16 protein-coding genes, 1 tRNA gene and 7 pseudogenes are annotated in these 16,106 nt (G+C 35.3%); 15 read left to right on the forward strand and 9 right to left on the reverse strand.

Annotated elements, in window-relative coordinates; translation table 11 throughout:
- Positions 1–305: 305 nt before the first annotated feature.
- Entirely contained in the window at positions 306–572 is a 267-nt protein-coding gene (locus ACFFIT_RS05725; protein ID WP_385876693.1) for a hypothetical protein, read from the reverse strand.
- Between the two features lie 704 nt (positions 573–1,276).
- Between ACFFIT_RS05725 and ACFFIT_RS13340 the strand changes: the two are divergent.
- From ACFFIT_RS13340 to ACFFIT_RS05760, 7 genes and pseudogenes are all read left to right on the forward strand, one after another.
- A pseudogene (locus tag ACFFIT_RS13340) lies at positions 1,277–1,882 on the forward strand (RHS repeat-associated core domain-containing protein); the annotation flags it as partial.
- Between the two features lie 22 nt (positions 1,883–1,904).
- Positions 1,905–2,414, forward strand: coding sequence for a hypothetical protein (locus ACFFIT_RS05735; protein WP_385876695.1), 510 nt, complete (start codon positions 1,905–1,907; stop codon positions 2,412–2,414).
- A 108-nt stretch (positions 2,415–2,522) separates the two neighbouring features.
- Positions 2,523–2,709: pseudogene (locus ACFFIT_RS05740) on the forward strand (RHS repeat-associated core domain-containing protein); the annotation flags it as partial.
- A 715-nt stretch (positions 2,710–3,424) separates the two neighbouring features.
- Positions 3,425–3,889 carry a hypothetical protein gene (locus tag ACFFIT_RS05745; protein WP_385876696.1) on the forward strand — a complete coding sequence of 155 codons (465 nt, stop codon included), beginning with the start codon at positions 3,425–3,427 and terminating at the stop codon, positions 3,887–3,889.
- Between the two features lie 46 nt (positions 3,890–3,935).
- Positions 3,936–4,106: pseudogene (locus tag ACFFIT_RS05750) on the forward strand (integrase core domain-containing protein); the annotation flags it as partial.
- 185 nt (positions 4,107–4,291) lie between these two features.
- Positions 4,292–4,861, forward strand: a complete 570-nt coding sequence (locus ACFFIT_RS05755; protein ID WP_385876697.1) for a tetratricopeptide repeat protein — start codon at positions 4,292–4,294, stop codon at positions 4,859–4,861.
- A 183-nt stretch (positions 4,862–5,044) separates the two neighbouring features.
- Entirely contained in the window at positions 5,045–5,593 is a 549-nt protein-coding gene (locus ACFFIT_RS05760) for a DUF2169 domain-containing protein (RefSeq protein ID WP_385876698.1), read from the forward strand.
- 220 nt (positions 5,594–5,813) lie between these two features.
- Here the strand turns inward: ACFFIT_RS05760 and ACFFIT_RS05765 are convergent, their stop codons facing one another.
- On the reverse strand, positions 5,814–6,206 hold the full coding sequence (locus ACFFIT_RS05765; RefSeq protein ID WP_385876699.1) for a DDE-type integrase/transposase/recombinase: 393 nt from the start codon (positions 6,204–6,206) through the stop codon (positions 5,814–5,816).
- An 834-nt stretch (positions 6,207–7,040) separates the two neighbouring features.
- Here ACFFIT_RS05765 and ACFFIT_RS05770 point away from each other — a divergent pair.
- The gene (locus tag ACFFIT_RS05770) at positions 7,041–7,358 is read left to right on the forward strand and encodes a transposase (protein ID WP_512701384.1); all 318 of its coding nucleotides are present in this window, start codon (positions 7,041–7,043) and stop codon (positions 7,356–7,358) included.
- Between the two features lie 9 nt (positions 7,359–7,367).
- Positions 7,368–7,970 carry a transposase gene (locus tag ACFFIT_RS05775; protein WP_385876710.1) on the forward strand — a complete coding sequence of 201 codons (603 nt, stop codon included), beginning with the start codon at positions 7,368–7,370 and terminating at the stop codon, positions 7,968–7,970.
- Between the two features lie 198 nt (positions 7,971–8,168).
- On the opposite strand, the gene ACFFIT_RS05780 is transcribed toward ACFFIT_RS05775, so the two are convergent.
- Positions 8,169–8,786 (reverse strand): DUF8309 domain-containing protein, encoded by a 618-nt coding sequence (locus ACFFIT_RS05780; protein ID WP_385876701.1) that lies wholly within the window; start codon positions 8,784–8,786, stop codon positions 8,169–8,171.
- A gap of 63 nt (positions 8,787–8,849) precedes the next feature.
- On the reverse strand, positions 8,850–9,101 hold the full coding sequence (locus tag ACFFIT_RS05785; protein ID WP_385876702.1) for an RHS domain-containing protein: 252 nt from the start codon (positions 9,099–9,101) through the stop codon (positions 8,850–8,852).
- A 725-nt stretch (positions 9,102–9,826) separates the two neighbouring features.
- Here ACFFIT_RS05785 and ACFFIT_RS13345 point away from each other — a divergent pair.
- The 4 genes and pseudogenes from ACFFIT_RS13345 to ACFFIT_RS05810 form a co-directional block, all read left to right on the forward strand.
- Positions 9,827–10,381, forward strand: a pseudogene (locus tag ACFFIT_RS13345) (RHS domain-containing protein); the annotation flags it as partial.
- A 75-nt stretch (positions 10,382–10,456) separates the two neighbouring features.
- Positions 10,457–10,630, forward strand: a pseudogene (locus ACFFIT_RS13350) (RHS repeat-associated core domain-containing protein); the annotation flags it as partial.
- Between the two features lie 125 nt (positions 10,631–10,755).
- Positions 10,756–11,001, forward strand: a complete 246-nt coding sequence (locus ACFFIT_RS05805) for a hypothetical protein (RefSeq protein WP_385876705.1) — start codon at positions 10,756–10,758, stop codon at positions 10,999–11,001.
- Positions 10,998–11,351, forward strand: a complete 354-nt coding sequence (locus tag ACFFIT_RS05810) for a hypothetical protein (protein WP_385876706.1) — start codon at positions 10,998–11,000, stop codon at positions 11,349–11,351. Before ACFFIT_RS05805 ends, ACFFIT_RS05810 begins: the two co-directional genes overlap by 4 nt.
- 189 nt (positions 11,352–11,540) lie before the next feature.
- Here ACFFIT_RS05810 and ACFFIT_RS05815 read toward each other — a convergent pair whose 3' ends face one another.
- Entirely contained in the window at positions 11,541–11,702 is a 162-nt protein-coding gene (locus ACFFIT_RS05815) for a hypothetical protein (RefSeq protein ID WP_385876707.1), read from the reverse strand.
- 301 nt (positions 11,703–12,003) lie between these two features.
- Here ACFFIT_RS05815 and ACFFIT_RS05820 point away from each other — a divergent pair.
- A pseudogene (locus ACFFIT_RS05820) lies at positions 12,004–12,189 on the forward strand (RHS repeat-associated core domain-containing protein); the annotation flags it as partial.
- Positions 12,166–12,543 (forward strand): Tse2 family ADP-ribosyltransferase toxin, encoded by a 378-nt coding sequence (locus ACFFIT_RS13355; RefSeq protein WP_446697449.1) that lies wholly within the window; start codon positions 12,166–12,168, stop codon positions 12,541–12,543. The pseudogene ACFFIT_RS05820 and the gene ACFFIT_RS13355, both read left to right, overlap by 24 nt.
- Positions 12,544–12,932: 389 nt before the next feature.
- On the opposite strand, the gene ACFFIT_RS05825 is transcribed toward ACFFIT_RS13355, so the two are convergent.
- The 4 genes and pseudogenes from ACFFIT_RS05825 to ACFFIT_RS05840 form a co-directional block, all read right to left on the reverse strand.
- Positions 12,933–13,199 (reverse strand): lysozyme family protein, encoded by a 267-nt coding sequence (locus tag ACFFIT_RS05825; protein WP_385876708.1) that lies wholly within the window; start codon positions 13,197–13,199, stop codon positions 12,933–12,935.
- A gap of 120 nt (positions 13,200–13,319) precedes the next feature.
- Positions 13,320–13,404, reverse strand: a tRNA-Leu gene (locus ACFFIT_RS05830).
- Positions 13,405–13,694: 290 nt separating this feature from the next.
- A complete protein-coding gene (gene metQ / locus ACFFIT_RS05835) occupies positions 13,695–14,498 on the reverse strand; it encodes a methionine ABC transporter substrate-binding lipoprotein MetQ (protein ID WP_385876709.1) in 804 nt (267 codons plus the stop codon).
- A gap of 377 nt (positions 14,499–14,875) precedes the next feature.
- Positions 14,876–16,042, reverse strand: a pseudogene (locus tag ACFFIT_RS05840) (GMC oxidoreductase); the annotation flags it as partial.
- Between the last annotated feature and the right edge of the window lie 64 nt (positions 16,043–16,106).

Here is a 16,106-nt window from a genome sequence, read left to right on the forward strand (position 1 = left end):
GTTGAAACTATGCTTATTTTAGTGAATTTATAGGCTTACTCTAGATGCGTTCCTCGGATGCTTACTAGAGTGAAGAGACGCCATAATCATATACGTCAACATTATCAAAGTTCATAATCACCATCCAAAAAGTCATAATTGATCATTTTTTTGGTAGCAATATCAATAACTTAAATTAAAATCGTGATAAAGTTCACGAAAATACTTTTTAATTAATCATTTTTTGAACAGCGGAATGTGGGTTTTGACAGATCACCTTTAAATGAAAATGGCAAATACACAGAATTATTTACAGGGTCTAAAAACTATCTTGACAAGTTCCGGTTGCTCGGATGCTTACTTTTAGACGCACTATTTGTGATTTCATCCTCAACCACATCTGTGGCATGTACAGGCGCTTCTTGAATTGAATGAATAGATTTAGCTGATAAAGCCTTTTTTACTTGATAGGGCCAACACCTAAATGAGCTAAAGTTAATATTATGCAAAGTCGCATAATCAGCCATTTTAAGCCCAGAGGCTGCGCGCGCTTCTAAATGCGCGATTTTTTCTTGTATTGTGTATTTTCTCATAAAGCATAATCCTCGATGGGTTGAAATTATGCTTAGTTTAGTGAATTTATAGGCTTATTCTAGATGCGTTGCTCGGATGCTTACTTTTATTCCCTAAAGAAAGCTGCTCAGTCAAGTGGTCTATGCTTGATAGTGTACTATAAAATTATTAACAACTATCCTAATTGATAGGGGTTACGAGAAATCTTAGCAGTGTTGCCCACTTGGAAATACAAAGATATAGACAAACTCTTACCGATCAAATCAATTCAAAAAACTGAGAATTAAAGAATCTCAGTCTCAATAATGCCTATTATACTTGACGAAATCGAATGAACGACATGTGTTTGTCGGATGCTTACTGGATAAGTAAAACCTCGCAATATTATACCGACGTATATGACCACCACCGTACTTTAGTGGAATATAAAAGCAAGAAGCAACTGTTTTATTGGCAAGGATTGAGGCTCGCAGGAGAAAGCGAGGCTTCGAAAACCGAGAACAGAAGGTGGTATGCTTATGAAGAAAATAGCTATGCACCATTGGCCCTGATTGACCATTGGCATGAAATAGATAAAGACGAAATCGTTTACTATCACACTCAGCTTAATGGTGCCCCCTATGCCTTATCAAGTGCGCAAGGCGAGCTCATCTTTGAAACAGAAGAGTATTTATGGGGAAATTATCGCCGCCCAGCAAAAAACCAAGTCACCTTACTTTACGGGCAACCACTGCGTTTTCAGGGGCAATATTTTGACCAAGAAACAGGATTGCACTACAATACCTTCAGGTACTATGACCCTGAAACAGGGCGCTTCACACAGCAAGACCCGATAGGCTTGGCTGGTGGCATAAATCTGTATGAATATACTCCTAATCCTTTACTGTGGATTGATCCGTTAGGATGGATGCCATGGTCTTCGAATCCTGACGGTATGGGACATCATCTTATACCTCGAAATAAGGCTAATAGCATAGGTTTAACTGAATTAGGGTCTGCACGCAATACACCTACATTTTTCCCAATTCCTTATGAGTCTGGTATGCATGAAGAGCTGCATAGAGCTATAAAGAATGATATAGGCAAAGTTCAGGGGCCTTGGGAAGATTCTGCGGAAAATCTTTTTGAAGCTACTGGAAGAAACTTGGATTCTGTATCACATATCCGTGGAGAATTGCGAATCCCAGCGACTGGAAAAGTAATTGCAAAAAATATAACGCCAAAAGAGGCACATGCTAAATTGATTAAGTGGTTCCGCAGCCATGACAACACTCGATTAAAATCATCAAATACCAGATGTACAAATAGAAGAGTAAATAAGATTCAATGAATCATCAGTTAGGGGGGAGGAAATGATAAAGCAATATAAATTGAGTGTTGATTTTAATGGGATAGTTATTTTTAATTATCCAAATATTTTGGAGTTGTTTGGGGGGAGAATTCAAAACGGACAAAATATTCTAAAGGATTTTACTTCATCAAATCTAGGTGAGGTTGCTTTAGATAAAGGCATAGCGTTACCAATTCTCGGATTAGATGATGGTGATTATTTAGTGCGATTTTATATTGATCAGCAACCAGAAAATAAAAATAGGAAAATCATTTTTAGTGATAAATATTTCTATTTAGATGTATCTGATAATTTATATGTCGCAGATATTATAATTTTTTGGGATTGGGATGATTATACGGGTTGGAATAAAATTGATATTCCTCAAGGTATTTATAAAATATGTCTAGAAGGAGTCCATTTATTGAATGATGAGGGTCAAGTATTAGAGCATAGTTACGATTTATTAATGACATCTGTTCCGACTATTGGAATAAGGAATCTTGAACCAAGATCTGATTCAAGATTATAGATCATTGTCACGTACATTTCTGTGAGAGGGTGTGAGTGAAATTCGGTATACTTTATATGGGGCAGTTATCGCCGACCAGCAAAAAACCAAGTCACTTTACTTTACGGTCAACCCCTGCGTTTTCAGGGGCAATATTTTGACCAAGAGACAGGATTGCACTATAATACTTTCAGATACTATGACCCTGAAACAGGGCGTTTCACCCAACAAGACCCGATAGGCTTGGCTGGTGGCATAAATCTGTATCAATATGGACCAAATCCTATAATTTGGATAGATCCATTAGGTTTGCAATATAACAAAAAAGATTGTACCTGGACAAATAAGCCTAATAAACCATGGAGAGATAAAATCATTGGTAAAGCTCAAAAAACAAAAACGGATGGCCATCAATTCGCAAGTTATAGGAGGGCTATTAATGCAGCAAAAGATGTAAATATTAAAACTGTTTATTTAGATCGTGGATATAACAAAGTATTAGTTAAAAAAACGATTTCTCCGAATAGGCGACCCGATGTATTAATTGAACATAAGTCAGGGCAACTAGATGCTATTGAAATTCAGTCAAAAACAGATGAGGTGAGAGTTCTTCGGGAAAGGAATCAGGTAGCTTTAGCCAGTTTTCCTGTGAATGGAACGCATCTTCCGGGAGATGTTGATGTATTTTCACCAACTACGAGATAACTAAAAATGAGACATGATATTTATTGTGATTCAGTAAGTTTTATGAAAGAAGACGGAAAAATTGATTTTTTAGAGTGGATAAAATATTTCGAATGCTTAATGGAGTCGCTTGATATTAAGTTGACTCACTATGGAATTAGTTATCCTGGGTCACGAGGAAAGTTGATGAAGTTCTCCTCTATACATAAAAAATTGCTAAACTTGATAAAGATTCGATTACATCAATTGGGCTACAATGTTCGAGTTCACAAGAAGCACCTGCGTACTATCCATTAGTTTATTGTTCTTTATCACACGACGATCGCAGAAAAAATGAGATGACATTGATGTTTGATAAAGATTTTATGTATTCTCGTCCGTTCAACTTTGAAAAAATAGCTACTGATATTGTTCATGAATTTAATTTTGATTACGGATACGGATTTAAAATGCAACATAAGTATGGACCATCTTGTTATATGTTTGGCGTCATTTATTCAAACGGAAAAAGAAGCTTCCGTTCGGATGAAGAAAGAAAAAGAATCTCTAACTGGATGTGGGGTTCTGAGAAGGTCTATAGTGGAAATATCAGAGATGTTTATGAGATGAATTTTTTATCTAAAGATTGTTTACTTCAACAAACAAAGGTTGGAGAATTAAAAACATGGATAGAAAGCAGTTCGAAGAATGGTAGCTTGAAAAAGATAAATGATAAAATTTTTTTATGGAATGTCGAATTACAGGAAATAGAACGGATAAGAACTTCGTTAATTTCGATACTTGTGTCTGAGATGGATTATACAAAAATGTAGCTTAGTATGTAAAAATTATAAATAACTAACAACTATCTTGACAAGTTCCGGTAAACTGATAGATTGGGTGGAAAAAGAAGGCATTCAATTGCTTTATATTGAACCTGGTAAACCAACTCAAAATGCTTACATAGAGCGTTTTAATAGAACTGTCCGAGAAGAATTATTAGATATGTTTTCATTCGATAGTCTTTATGAAGCACAGAACATTGCGACATAGTGGCTGTTGATGTACAATAACGAAAGATCAAATTCAGCAATAGGTAAAATACACCTAAAATTAAATTAACAAATTTTCTATTTTTAATTAGAGTTAAAAATGGAGGTATTACACTTGAACTAGCATAGTGCAAGTAACTAATAAAATGAATAAAATGCTAAAGGAAATGAAAAAATAAGCGTATGAAAAAAATATTTATCGTTTTATGTTTAATCTCTTTTTCTGTCTTTGCAAATATTTCAGAATTAGAAAAAAAAGCCAATCAAGGTGATGCAAACGCGCAATTTGGTCTCGGTGCTATATATTATTTCGGTATGGGAGTAAAACAAGATTATCAGAAAGCTAAGGAATATTATGAATTAGCGGCTAATCAAGGTAATGCAAATGCGCAATTGAGTCTCGGTGCTATATATTATTTAGGTGAGGGAGTAAAACAAGATTATGAGAAAGCTAAGGAATATTATGAATTAGCGGCTAATCAAGGTAATGCAAATGCGCAATTTGGTCTCGGTACTATATATTATTTAGGTGAGGGAGTAAAACAAGATTATGAGAAAGCTAAGGAATATTATGAATTAGCGGCTAATCAGGGTCATGTAAGAGCTCCAGTTGAGCTCGGTTTTATGTATAGTAATGGTCGGGGAGTAAGGCAAAATTATCAGAAAGCTAAGAAATATTATGGAATAGCATGTGATAATGGTTCACAGTTCGGTTGCGATAGATATAAAGAATTAAATGTAAAAGGACTTTAAAAACTAAAAAAAGATTAAAAGATTAAAAGATTAAAAGATTAAAAGATTAAAAGATTAAAAGAATCGTGTCGTTCCGGTAAAAACAGGTAAGAAAATAGTCTTTGCAAGATTTTTTAATTTTTAAATCTTTTTTTGTAGTTTTTTTTATTTCCTTTCCCACTTCTTTACCCTCACTTGTCTTCAATGGAAAAGCCAGAAGAATCCGTTGAACCTATTGCATTTTGTGCTATTTCAAGAAGTCATCCAAATCGACTAAAATATGCGGGTACTTATGATGATATTTGGAGAAGAACTAAATCACCATTTTTACCTGATGATTTTGATAATCGGTCTTTTCAGTGTGCCCCTCAAAATCAAATAATTGCTTATCCTATAGGTGGCGAATCAGTGGAATTGGTAAATCTTATTAAAGGATATCCTCTTGTTCAGTTTAAACTACCAAAATTAAATAAACTACCGTTAAGAATATTAAAAACTGATTATGAAGCGTTAGAGATTCAACCTGTAGTCGACACTCTGTATTTTGAACCTTATGAACAAAGGTTTAGTGTTGTGTGGAGATCATCCATCCCATTAAAACGTAATATACATGAAATTAAGCTTGTTGCGATTGGTTATATAGGAAAGAACTGGTGGCAAGAAAGGCGTTTAGGCATAAATTCCTGTTCAACGTGTCGTTCAATTGATTCAAATATCGACAAATCCAACTTATTAATTGATGTAATGGATTGAAGGAAATTTAAATGCTAAAGCTTTATATTCATAGTACAGGTATGTCAGGGGGAGATTAAACTTTTGCCAGCTTCATCAGCATTTAAAATCATCCCCTTGTTAAATTGAATATTACCGATTCTCTAAAATTAATATCAAATACTGATTTCATCATTTTCGCCGTCATAGGTGCTTCCTTCATAGGAGAGCCATTATCTGAGTGAATCACTAAGTAATTGGGTTAGATATTCTCTTTTGCATAAATATTTTGTATCAATAAAGAGGCATTCTCTGCACTTTCTGAGTCAAAGACTTGCCAACCCGTGATATATTTATCAAAGATATCAATGTACATATAAAGATAGAAGTATTGTCCTTTCACATTGGAATTCAAGTAAGTAATATCACAGCAATAGACTTGATTGCTCGCTGTTGCCACAAGCTCATTAGGTTTATTTGACGCTCTGGGTTTTCTCGTACTACCGCGATGAGTATTTTGTCCTGTTAATCTCATAAAACGATAGAATGTGGATTCTGATGCAATATAAATACCCTTATCATCCATGAGTCTCGGTACGATTTGAATAGGCGATAGGTGCTTATATTTTTCGCAATTCAGATAACGATTCAGCATGTGGTACTCAAATTCTGAGAGTTTATTTTTAGACTCAAAATCATAGATTTAAATGTTCTTTCAATCGCTTATCTACATTAAGACTTAGATCTTTATTCTTCCTCCATTTAAGGTAAGTTGCATAGGAAACGCCTATCACCTCACAGCATCTAAAAGGTCTGGCCCCATTTGATACTGCCTCAGTGATTAACTCTAATAATTTAATACGTGTTGATGTTTAGGTGAATTTTACTCTCCCGAAATCAACGCATTCTGGGGGCAAATCCGGACGGTGGTCAGAGCTATATCTATGCTTGACATTCAGCGCGGATATCATATTTTTTACGGCTTTGTCATACTTGGTACCATGAAGATGAATGCTAGTTGTCTCAATATGGACTGTGCTAGCAACCAAATTAAGATTTTTGAGTACTTTCATAGCAATAGTCTCATAGATTTCATCGATTCCAGCCTGGTAAACTCTATCGTACATACGCGCAAATGCACCACGCGTAAAGTATTCTGGTTTGAGGGTATCATCTTTAAAACAACTTAAATTGAATTTATTAATGATCGCTTATTTTGCAATGTAGGGTATAAAAGCTCACTTATTCATAAAAAGCATTTAATTATATAGCTATTTACAGCTAAATAATTACAGAAAATAAATATATAGAGAGCTTTGAATTTCTGTGTAATATTTAATCAATTATTGATTTTTTTTATTCTTTTGGTGGTATAGTAAATAAAATCAACAAGTTAGGATAAAAGCTCATTTGGAAAAATATTCAACCCAGCTTACAGTTCACCAATAATAGCATTAAACAACATAAAGCCTTTGAGGAATTTGATGCAATAAATGCACTCATTGATTGGGAGCAAATTATTAACATATTAAATGTGCTTATAGCGAATAAAACAAATCGTTTAGGCGCATCGTCTTATGCGCCTATCATGATGTTTAAAATTCTCTTATTACAGTCATGGCATAATTTGAGTGATGTTAAAATGGAGAATATGCTGGCACGAGATTTATTATTTCGTCAATTTGTTGGGTTGAATCTCAATGACTCGATTCCAGATCATTCGTTGATATGGCGTTTTAGAGAAAAACTTGAGAAAGCAAATTTAGTTAATATTCTATTTGATAACATCAATCAACAACTTGCGTAGCAATCGATAATCGTACAGAAAGGCTCGGTAAGCATCATAGATGCGACAGTGATAAAAGCGCTGAACAATAGGCCTAATATAAACAAAGCGGGTGCAAATATCCAAGATAAGGACGCGAGTTATAATGTTAAAACAGGCTCAGATGGCAAAATGAAAACGACCTATGGATTTAAAGGTCACATAGCCTGTGATGAAGATGGACTTATCACTAAGGCAGTCGTAACCACTGGAAAATCACATGATTCGCAGGTCTTTGAGGAATTACTGACAGGTCATGAAGTAGAGGTTTATGCGGATAGTGCTTATGCAAGCGAGAAAACTGAGCAACAACTAAAGTCGAAAGGTATTAAGAATAAAATATTAAAGCGGGCCTATCGTAATAAACCGTTAATAAAAGAAGATAAGGCATTCAATCGAGTCTGTAGTGGAATAAGAAGCCGAGTAGAAAGTATCTTTGGGCTAGGTAAAATGCATCTAGGGATGGGGCAAGCTAGATATAAAGGCCTAAAGAGAAATGCGCTAAGTTTTTCCATGCGTTGTCTGGTATTAAATCTCAAAAGAGCGACTACAATTAAAAAAGAATTAGAGCAATTACAGGCTAACTACGCATAAATTTTGGCTAAAAGGCTAAAAAAGGGGAAAAATGCTGACATATTTCGTTAAAAAGAAGAAAAATTGAATTATTTTCCAAAAAAAGCCCCAAAAAAAATTTTTTCAAAAATCTAATATAAAAATAACTTAGAAAATACATATAATGAGTAACGAGTTGATAAAATAAGGCCCAAAAGATCGTCAAGATCACCTCAAGCTTTATCTTAATGGAACAGGTAACCGACGAGTTAACGGCCGAAGTTGTTCTCTGTCATCCCATAGCCCGGGAAAGACTTCAAATTTTAAATCATCACGATTTATACCGGTATCAAAATAACGACATAGGCGATCGCTTAAAGCCTCATGACCCCACATGTTAGTTAATTCATATTTTTCTATTAACTCACGATCTTGTGGTAGAGACAGATCTTCTTGTATTACTGGAGCCCGTGTGACACTAACATTTCCATCAGGGCTTAGGTCAATGATTCTTCCGCCAAGAAAAGGGAAGCTAAATCTATCTCCTTTATAATGTTCCCCATCCATCGTCAGTGTATAAGTGTCTATCCAATATGGCTCATAAGGTTTATGACTTGGCACAACCGACTTTACCTTTATCTTTTCAGTAATCAAATATTTTTTTATCACGTTTCCAACAAAAAACCTGAATAATGGTTTTACTTGATTTAAATCTATACTTTCCCATACACCATCAGCATTCGATATATCGTAAAATCGCATTGCTGGACTGGTTAACATCTGGCCTATCGTATATAGGTTATCACGTAACTTAATATTAACTAGATCGCCAGTTTTCCAAATAATTCGCTTAGACATAGTTAGCACGTTCCTCCTGTTTGATTGCCACTCACTTTGTTATTTAGGTGTTCTTCCGCTGCATTAATATAACCTGTCCTGTTGGGATTCCATTGACCAACCATAAGTCTGTGTGTGTTCAATGTATTTGCCAAATACATCAAAAACCCGTGACCAGACTAATTCACCTGCTTTGTTTGTAACATCTAATGGGAGTCCATTAATTTCATTATGATAATAATAGAGCTCACTTGTTAAATAGTCCTCAGTTTGTAATGCGCAGGCAATCGGATGATATGCATCGGTTGGACTGTAAAAACAAGTCCGCTGTTTCACGCCTTTTCGTTCTTATAATAATCTAAGTCCATGCCAGATGAAATGGGTTTTCTTGATGTTCTCACTATCAACAACCAAAACGTTTTACGTATTTTAAACGAGATGCACTAGGTCGCCTAATCCATAAAATTTTAGATGATGTTTCCTACCAGTATAAATGGCATACCTTAGATAGATTAATCCGAATAGAGCAAACGCCAACGGCCCTTGGTGCAGAGCTCGGTTTATTATCCGACGTTATCGAATTTAAGTATGATAACTTAGGTCGAGTAACAGAAGAATTAACCCTATCAGGTAAGCAGAGCTATCAGTACGATGAGTTAGGTAATTTAAAACAACTTGAACTTTCTGATGGCAATCGCATTAATTGGTTGCACTATGGCTCAGGTCATACGCTAGCTGTGACCTATAACGGTAAAACTGTTTCCGATTTTGAGCGTGACGCACTGCATAGAGAGATATCGAGGACCCAAGGGGTATTAACTCAGCATCAATCGTATGACGTTAAGGGACGAAAAACATGGCAAAGCAGTATTAACAATAAAATTGCCAGTTCCTTGCAAAGACCCGAGGAGGGGCTGCTTTGGCGTCAATATGGGTACTCTGCGAGTGATGAGTTGATAGCCAGCAATGACGCATTGCGTGGTACATACTATTATGACTATTATGCAGAAGGACGTATAACTGGGGTATTTAATCAAAGGGCAGGTTATCAAGAGCAGCAGATGCATTATGACGCGGCCGATAATATCTTAAATCAAGCTATTGGTTATTGGGATGAACAACAGCGCAAAGTGGTGGAGCCTGTTCGTGATAACCGCTTGAAGGTCTACCAACGATTATTGAATCGATATGACGCATTTGGAAACCTGATTGAGCGTCACGCAAATGGTAAAATCACCTATTTAAGATATAATGCGTCTAATCAATTAATTGGGGTGAGATTTAGTCAGCGGAGTCAAACTGATGAAGTGAGTTATCACTATGATGCTTTAGGGCGACGAATCAAAAAAATAAATAGAATTGATAGTGAGAACATCAAAGAAACAAATTTCATCTGGCATGGACTTAGATTATTACAAGAACGAAAAGGCGTGAAACAGCGGACTTGGTTTTACAGTCCAACCGATGCATATCATCCGATTGCCTGCGCATTACAAACAGAGGGCTATTTAACGAGTGAGCTCTATTATTACCATAATGAAATTAATGGACTCCCATTAGATGTTACAAATGAAACAGGTGATTTAGTCTGGTCACGGGTTTTTGATGTATTTGGCAAATACATTGAACACACACCGACTTATTGCATGTATGGTCATTCAAAACCAATCACTCAGCAGTTTGAGCAACTTCTGAGACTTTAGGGGCAATACTTTGACGAAGAGACAAGGCTTCACTATAATACTTTCAGGTACTATGACCCAGAAATAGGGCGCTTCACCCAACAAGACCCGATAGGTCTGGCTGGTGGCATAAATCTGTATCAATATGCACCCAATCCATTAATCTGGGTGGATCCGTTGGGGTGGAAATATGAACCTGGATGCAGAAATTCTTCTGTCTCTTCAGGTAAAGACAAATCTAAAAAATCAACTCAAAATTTTTCTGAAAATAGACGAACTATTAATGCAAAAACCTCTCTGAGGAGAGGTTGAAATTTTTAGGTGATAATTATGTAAAAGTGGGTGATGGTAAATGGCGAAGTATTGATGGACAAAGGCAATTTCGTGTTAAACCCGATGATTATTCATTCAATGGGAATGGACATGGGATGGGAATGCCAAATATTCCAGGAAAACCTCATATTCATCTCGAATTCCTACAACCAACGAGTAGTGGTAATTTCTCAGTTATTAAAAATGTCCACATTCCTCTGGAATTAGGAGGTATTCCTTGATAATAAAAAAAAATTTAGGTGGTTTGCATTTTTATGTAAATAATGATGATGCTAATTCTCTATTATTTCTACTTGATAAGTTATTTAATGAAAACGAAAGAATTTTTTGTGTACTGGAAAGTGGTAATGATAAATCTTACTCCACTTTAGAAATTGGGCTATCTGATGATGACTATGATTATATCGAAATCGAACGTTCATTGATTAGTTTATACTTGTCATATGATTCTATTGCTTTGGCTATCAATAAACTAAAAAGATTTTTATCCGATGGATTTTTTATAACACCAGAATGGTGCGAGTGTGAAAATAATAAAAAGATGATCTCTATTTATTTTATGAATAAATAATTGTAACCATTCAGCTATTAAAAATCTAACCCTATAATTGTAGTGGCAGTAAGTGGAAAGACGTTGAAGTAACAAGTTTAATGGCTAATAAGGATAAACAATTAGCAAAAGAAATGCGGATTCGAGATAAAGGAGGAATGTGGGTGAGAAATAAGAATACTGGCAAATTAGTGGAAGTAGCGACGGCTGTCAAGCGACTTTTCCCTTTTTATCTAATAAATGTGTGTTTTTTTCATGTGTTAGATTGTGACTCTTAACTGGGTTTAAGATCACAATATTAATCCTATCCCAATTACGTGTATTACGCTCTTTCCAGCGTTCAGGATGCATCAAGAGTGCTGCTTGATACACGAGTTTCCTTAACTCAAGTAACCCTTTATCTTCTTGTCTATAACGCTGCCCTGGCGTGACATATTTAATGCCTTTATGTCTATGTACTTCATTGTACCAATAAACAAACCCTATTATTTAATGATAGTGTACTATAAAATTATTAACAACTATCCTAATTGATAGGGTTTACTATCACACTCAGCTTAATGGTGCCCCATATGCTTTATCAAGTGCGCAAGGCGAGCTCATTTTTGAAACAGAAGAATATTTATGGGGGAATTATCGTCGCCCTGCAAAAAACCAAGTCACTTTACTTTACGGTCAACCCTTGCGTTTTCAGGGGCAATATTTTGACCAAGAAACGGGATTGCATTACAATACCTTTAGGTACTATGATCCAGAAACAGGGCGCTTCACACAGCAAGACCCGATAGGACTTGCAGGTGGCATAAATCTGTATCAGTATGCTCCGAATCCACTGATGTGGGTGGATCCGTTGGGGCTGAATGCAGATTGTGCTTTTGGAAATAAGAGTAAGCCAAGAGAACCAAGGGCAGGTAAGGATATAGAAGTTGATGCTAATGGTATGGTAAAATCTCAGGCTAATGAGTTATTGCCGCAAGGTGCATCTACTACATTAAATCCTAATAATTCTCCTTTAAGCGGACATTATCATACAATTCCAGAAGGAAGTCAGTTACCTGAGGGGCTAGGTATTAAACTTGATGGTAAAGATGTTATTCCTGGTTCGCCACATGCTCCTGGTCATGCAACTATTTTTCCAACACAGGATATGTCAATGGATAAGTTTAAAGAATTGTTTAACTCAATTCCGTGGCAATATGGTGGTAAAAAATGAAAGATAAAATAACTTTTTCTAATGAGTGGATGAAATTAAAAGAGTCTGAAACGAAATTATTTTCTGCTAAATATTATTTCAGAAAGTCTATATTTTTTTTGAGCAATTATTACTAGCACTTGATACTTTATCGGAACAAGGTACGGCTATAAGGTTTATAAGAGATGATGATTTTAATGAACATGAACATGAACATGAACATGAACATGAACATGAACATGAACATGAACTTGAGGTTTTAGTTCCGATAATTATAGATATAGCGATAGATGGCAATTTAGATAACTTGCCTGTAGCTAAAGAAATACTTATAAAATATAAAGATAATAGGATAATTAGAGAAAAATTATCTGCTGTGTTTGGTGATTATCTTAATTCTTTTGATGACATTATATATAGAAGGTGTAGTGGTCAACTAATTTAGGACACTTTCTTAGAGCATCTCTTAGAGTAAATTGTTCGCCAAGTGGTTTTGATTTGGATTCGCTGATTTGCAACTCTCGGGCCGTTGCCCACTCGGTTGCTTCGCGTTTTGTTTTGAATGACTTAGATTCTCTTGTGCCATCAACTTTAATAAATGCACGGAATCCTCTTTCGGTTTTAGTAAAACTAGCCATAGTACCCTCAATAATTAAACTTGCCCTGAGGTGTGCCATTTGTGCGCCCTTAGGGTTTAAATATTATTAAATATATTGAAAATTATTGAAAGGGAGTTGGGTATAAGTTGCCGTTTTGATACTTAATTTTTAATTTATTGAAAGCATTTAAAAGTTAAGTGGTGCCTGTGGCCAGACTCGAACTGGCATACCCGAAGGCGGCTGATTTTGAATCAACTGCGTCTACCGATTTCGCCACACAGGCAACTACGCCATCTATTATAAGGAACTTAACCAATCTATCAACTAAAAAATGCTGACTTTGGGAAGTATAGGTACCGTTTGGCTATTTTTCAGCCTTTTAAGCGTATTTGAATGCACTTAAATAAATTTCCGAGTAAATCAGTAACAGAGTAGAGTGGGAATATCGAAATTTCATTGTTTGAAATTAAATAAACACCACTCTTACTTTATTAAGCTAATTAACTAGCCATTCTATTTCATTCAAATAAAAAATTAATAATGCTATTACTATAGCATTATTAAACTCAGTTATTATTCCCAACCTTTAATAACTGCTCCGTCAAAAATTTCATACGCTTTTTTATAAACTTCATCTGTTTGGTAAGCTTCCACAAACTGTTTTACTGCGGTGTCATTTTTATTATCTTCACGAGCGACAATAATATTTACGTAAACAGACTCTTTATCTTCCATGAACAGACCATCTTTAGCAGGAGTAAGGCCTGCAATGCTTGCTCCATTTGAATTTATTACTGATAAACCCACTGTGTCATCATCTAATGAACGCGCAAGAAGTGGTGCTTCAAGTTCAATTAAATTTAAATCTTTTGGATTTTCAGTCACATCTAATAATGTTGGATTTAATCCAGCGGCATCATCTACACTAATCAACCCCTGTTTTTCTAATAATAAAAGCGCACGACCAAGATTTGTTGCATCATTCGGCAGTGTCACTGTACTACCATTTTTAAGCTCATCTAATGATTTTATATTGTAAGAATAAGCCGCAAGTGGATAAACCAAGGAATTACCGACTGTGACTAATTTATATCCCCTAGTTTGTATTTGTTCATCTAAATAGGGCTGATGTTGAAACGCATTTAAATCAATATCACCATTATCCAGCGCTTCATTAGGAATAACGCCATCATTGAACTCAATCAATTCAACGTCTAAATTAAATTTTTCCTTGGCAATTTTTGCGGCGACTTCTGCAACTTCATATTCTTTACCTGCAAAGATCCCCACTTTTAATGTTTCAGCAAGAGTGGACATTGAGGCCATCAGAGTGAGAATGCAAAATGTTGATTTTAGATGTGTAAGTTTAAAACTCATTTGAACTCCTTTAGAATAGGACCTTAATTAATAATTAAGGTTTAATTTTAGTGGTATGCAGTGATTTTAAATGTGAGCGATTTCCCTATCTAATAATGGATACAAAAATATATCCATTAGAATTCATCCATCCTTAACTATTCCAAACATTACATTAACGCAAAATTTATTTTTACGCATCTGTTTTTTAGTTATTTATTGTATTAGGCTAAAATTATAATTTTAGCGTGAAGGTGTATAAAAGTTTGTGGCTAAGGAGGATGGAAAATATTAGTTGTTAGGTAAAACCATATTAAATATTAATAGGTTAAGCCTAAGAAGTTATGCTTTAAATTATTAAAGCATTAATTATTGGCTGATGATTTTATCAGATTGATTTATTGTTTATCATTAAATTTATCAGCGATAAAATAATCAACAGGGATTGGCGGCAATGGAGGTAGACCCCGTATTGTATCGGCTATCTTTTCAGCCATCATAATAGTGCAAGCATTTAAGTTGCCCGTTATAATTTCAGGCATTATAGAAGCATCTACCACCCTTAGGTTTTGAATTCCATGGAGTCTACCCTCTGCATCGACTACGCTCATTCTGTCATACTTCATTTTTATTTGAACTGGAAGGATGGTATACATTTTCTCCATGTTTAGAAATAAATTCATCTAATTGTTCATCAGTTTGAATTTTTATTTCTGGATAAATTTCTTTCTTTACCTACATAAGTCGCAAGGGCCGGTTGCGTAAAAATCTCCCTAGTAATTCTTATACCAGCTCGAAACTATTCCCAATCCTGCTGGTGAGAAATATAGTCAAATAAAATGCTTGAAGGGACACGAGGGTCTTTTGACTTTATTTTAATTTTTCCTCTGCTAGGCGAACACATCTATCCCATATGCACTTGAAAAGTTTTAAATTTTATAGAATTACTCCCGTTATAATTCACCGCTATAGGTAGAAAGTGGTATTGAATATTTGGCCATGGAAATTTTGTGTCAGTTTTAATAAATCTACCGGCTTCAAATTGATTGCTCGCGCTAATACCTTTGCCTCTAAATAGCCAATTCATTCCAATGAATAGTTTATTAAACCATTTAGTTGCCGGATAGATCGATACGGGTTGTTTACATTCATATTGCAAATACAATTCTAAATGATCTTCTAAGTTCTGCCCAATTCCAGCTAATTCATTTACAATGGCTATATCTAACTCCTGTAATAGTTATTTTGGACCAATTTCCGAACGTTGAAGAATTTCAGACTACGCAATTGCTCCTGCACTTAAGATTATTTCTAGAACGAGCTAAGTCTAAGTAACCTCTTGCCGTACTTGAACGTCGCCCTTTTTTAGTTACCGTCCTATCCATTGGTCTAAAACCTTCTTGTTGGTATCCATTTAAATCCTCAGTTTTTGGATAACCAGCCTGAACGGCGGCTTCAATCATGGCATGAAATAATATGTTATTGCCTTGCTTAGACGTAGTTACGCATACCGGACCTGAATCACCATGATAATTATTTCCTCCAATATCTCTAGATTCATTCTTCGTGGATTTGTATAATAAGTGCATAGCCGCTGTCAGTCGCATTGCATTAATTGAGGGTCGAAAA

The sequence above is a fragment of the Thorsellia kenyensis genome, assembly GCF_042432445.1.
GTDB classification, from domain to species: Bacteria; Pseudomonadota; Gammaproteobacteria; order Enterobacterales; family Thorselliaceae; genus Thorsellia; species Thorsellia kenyensis.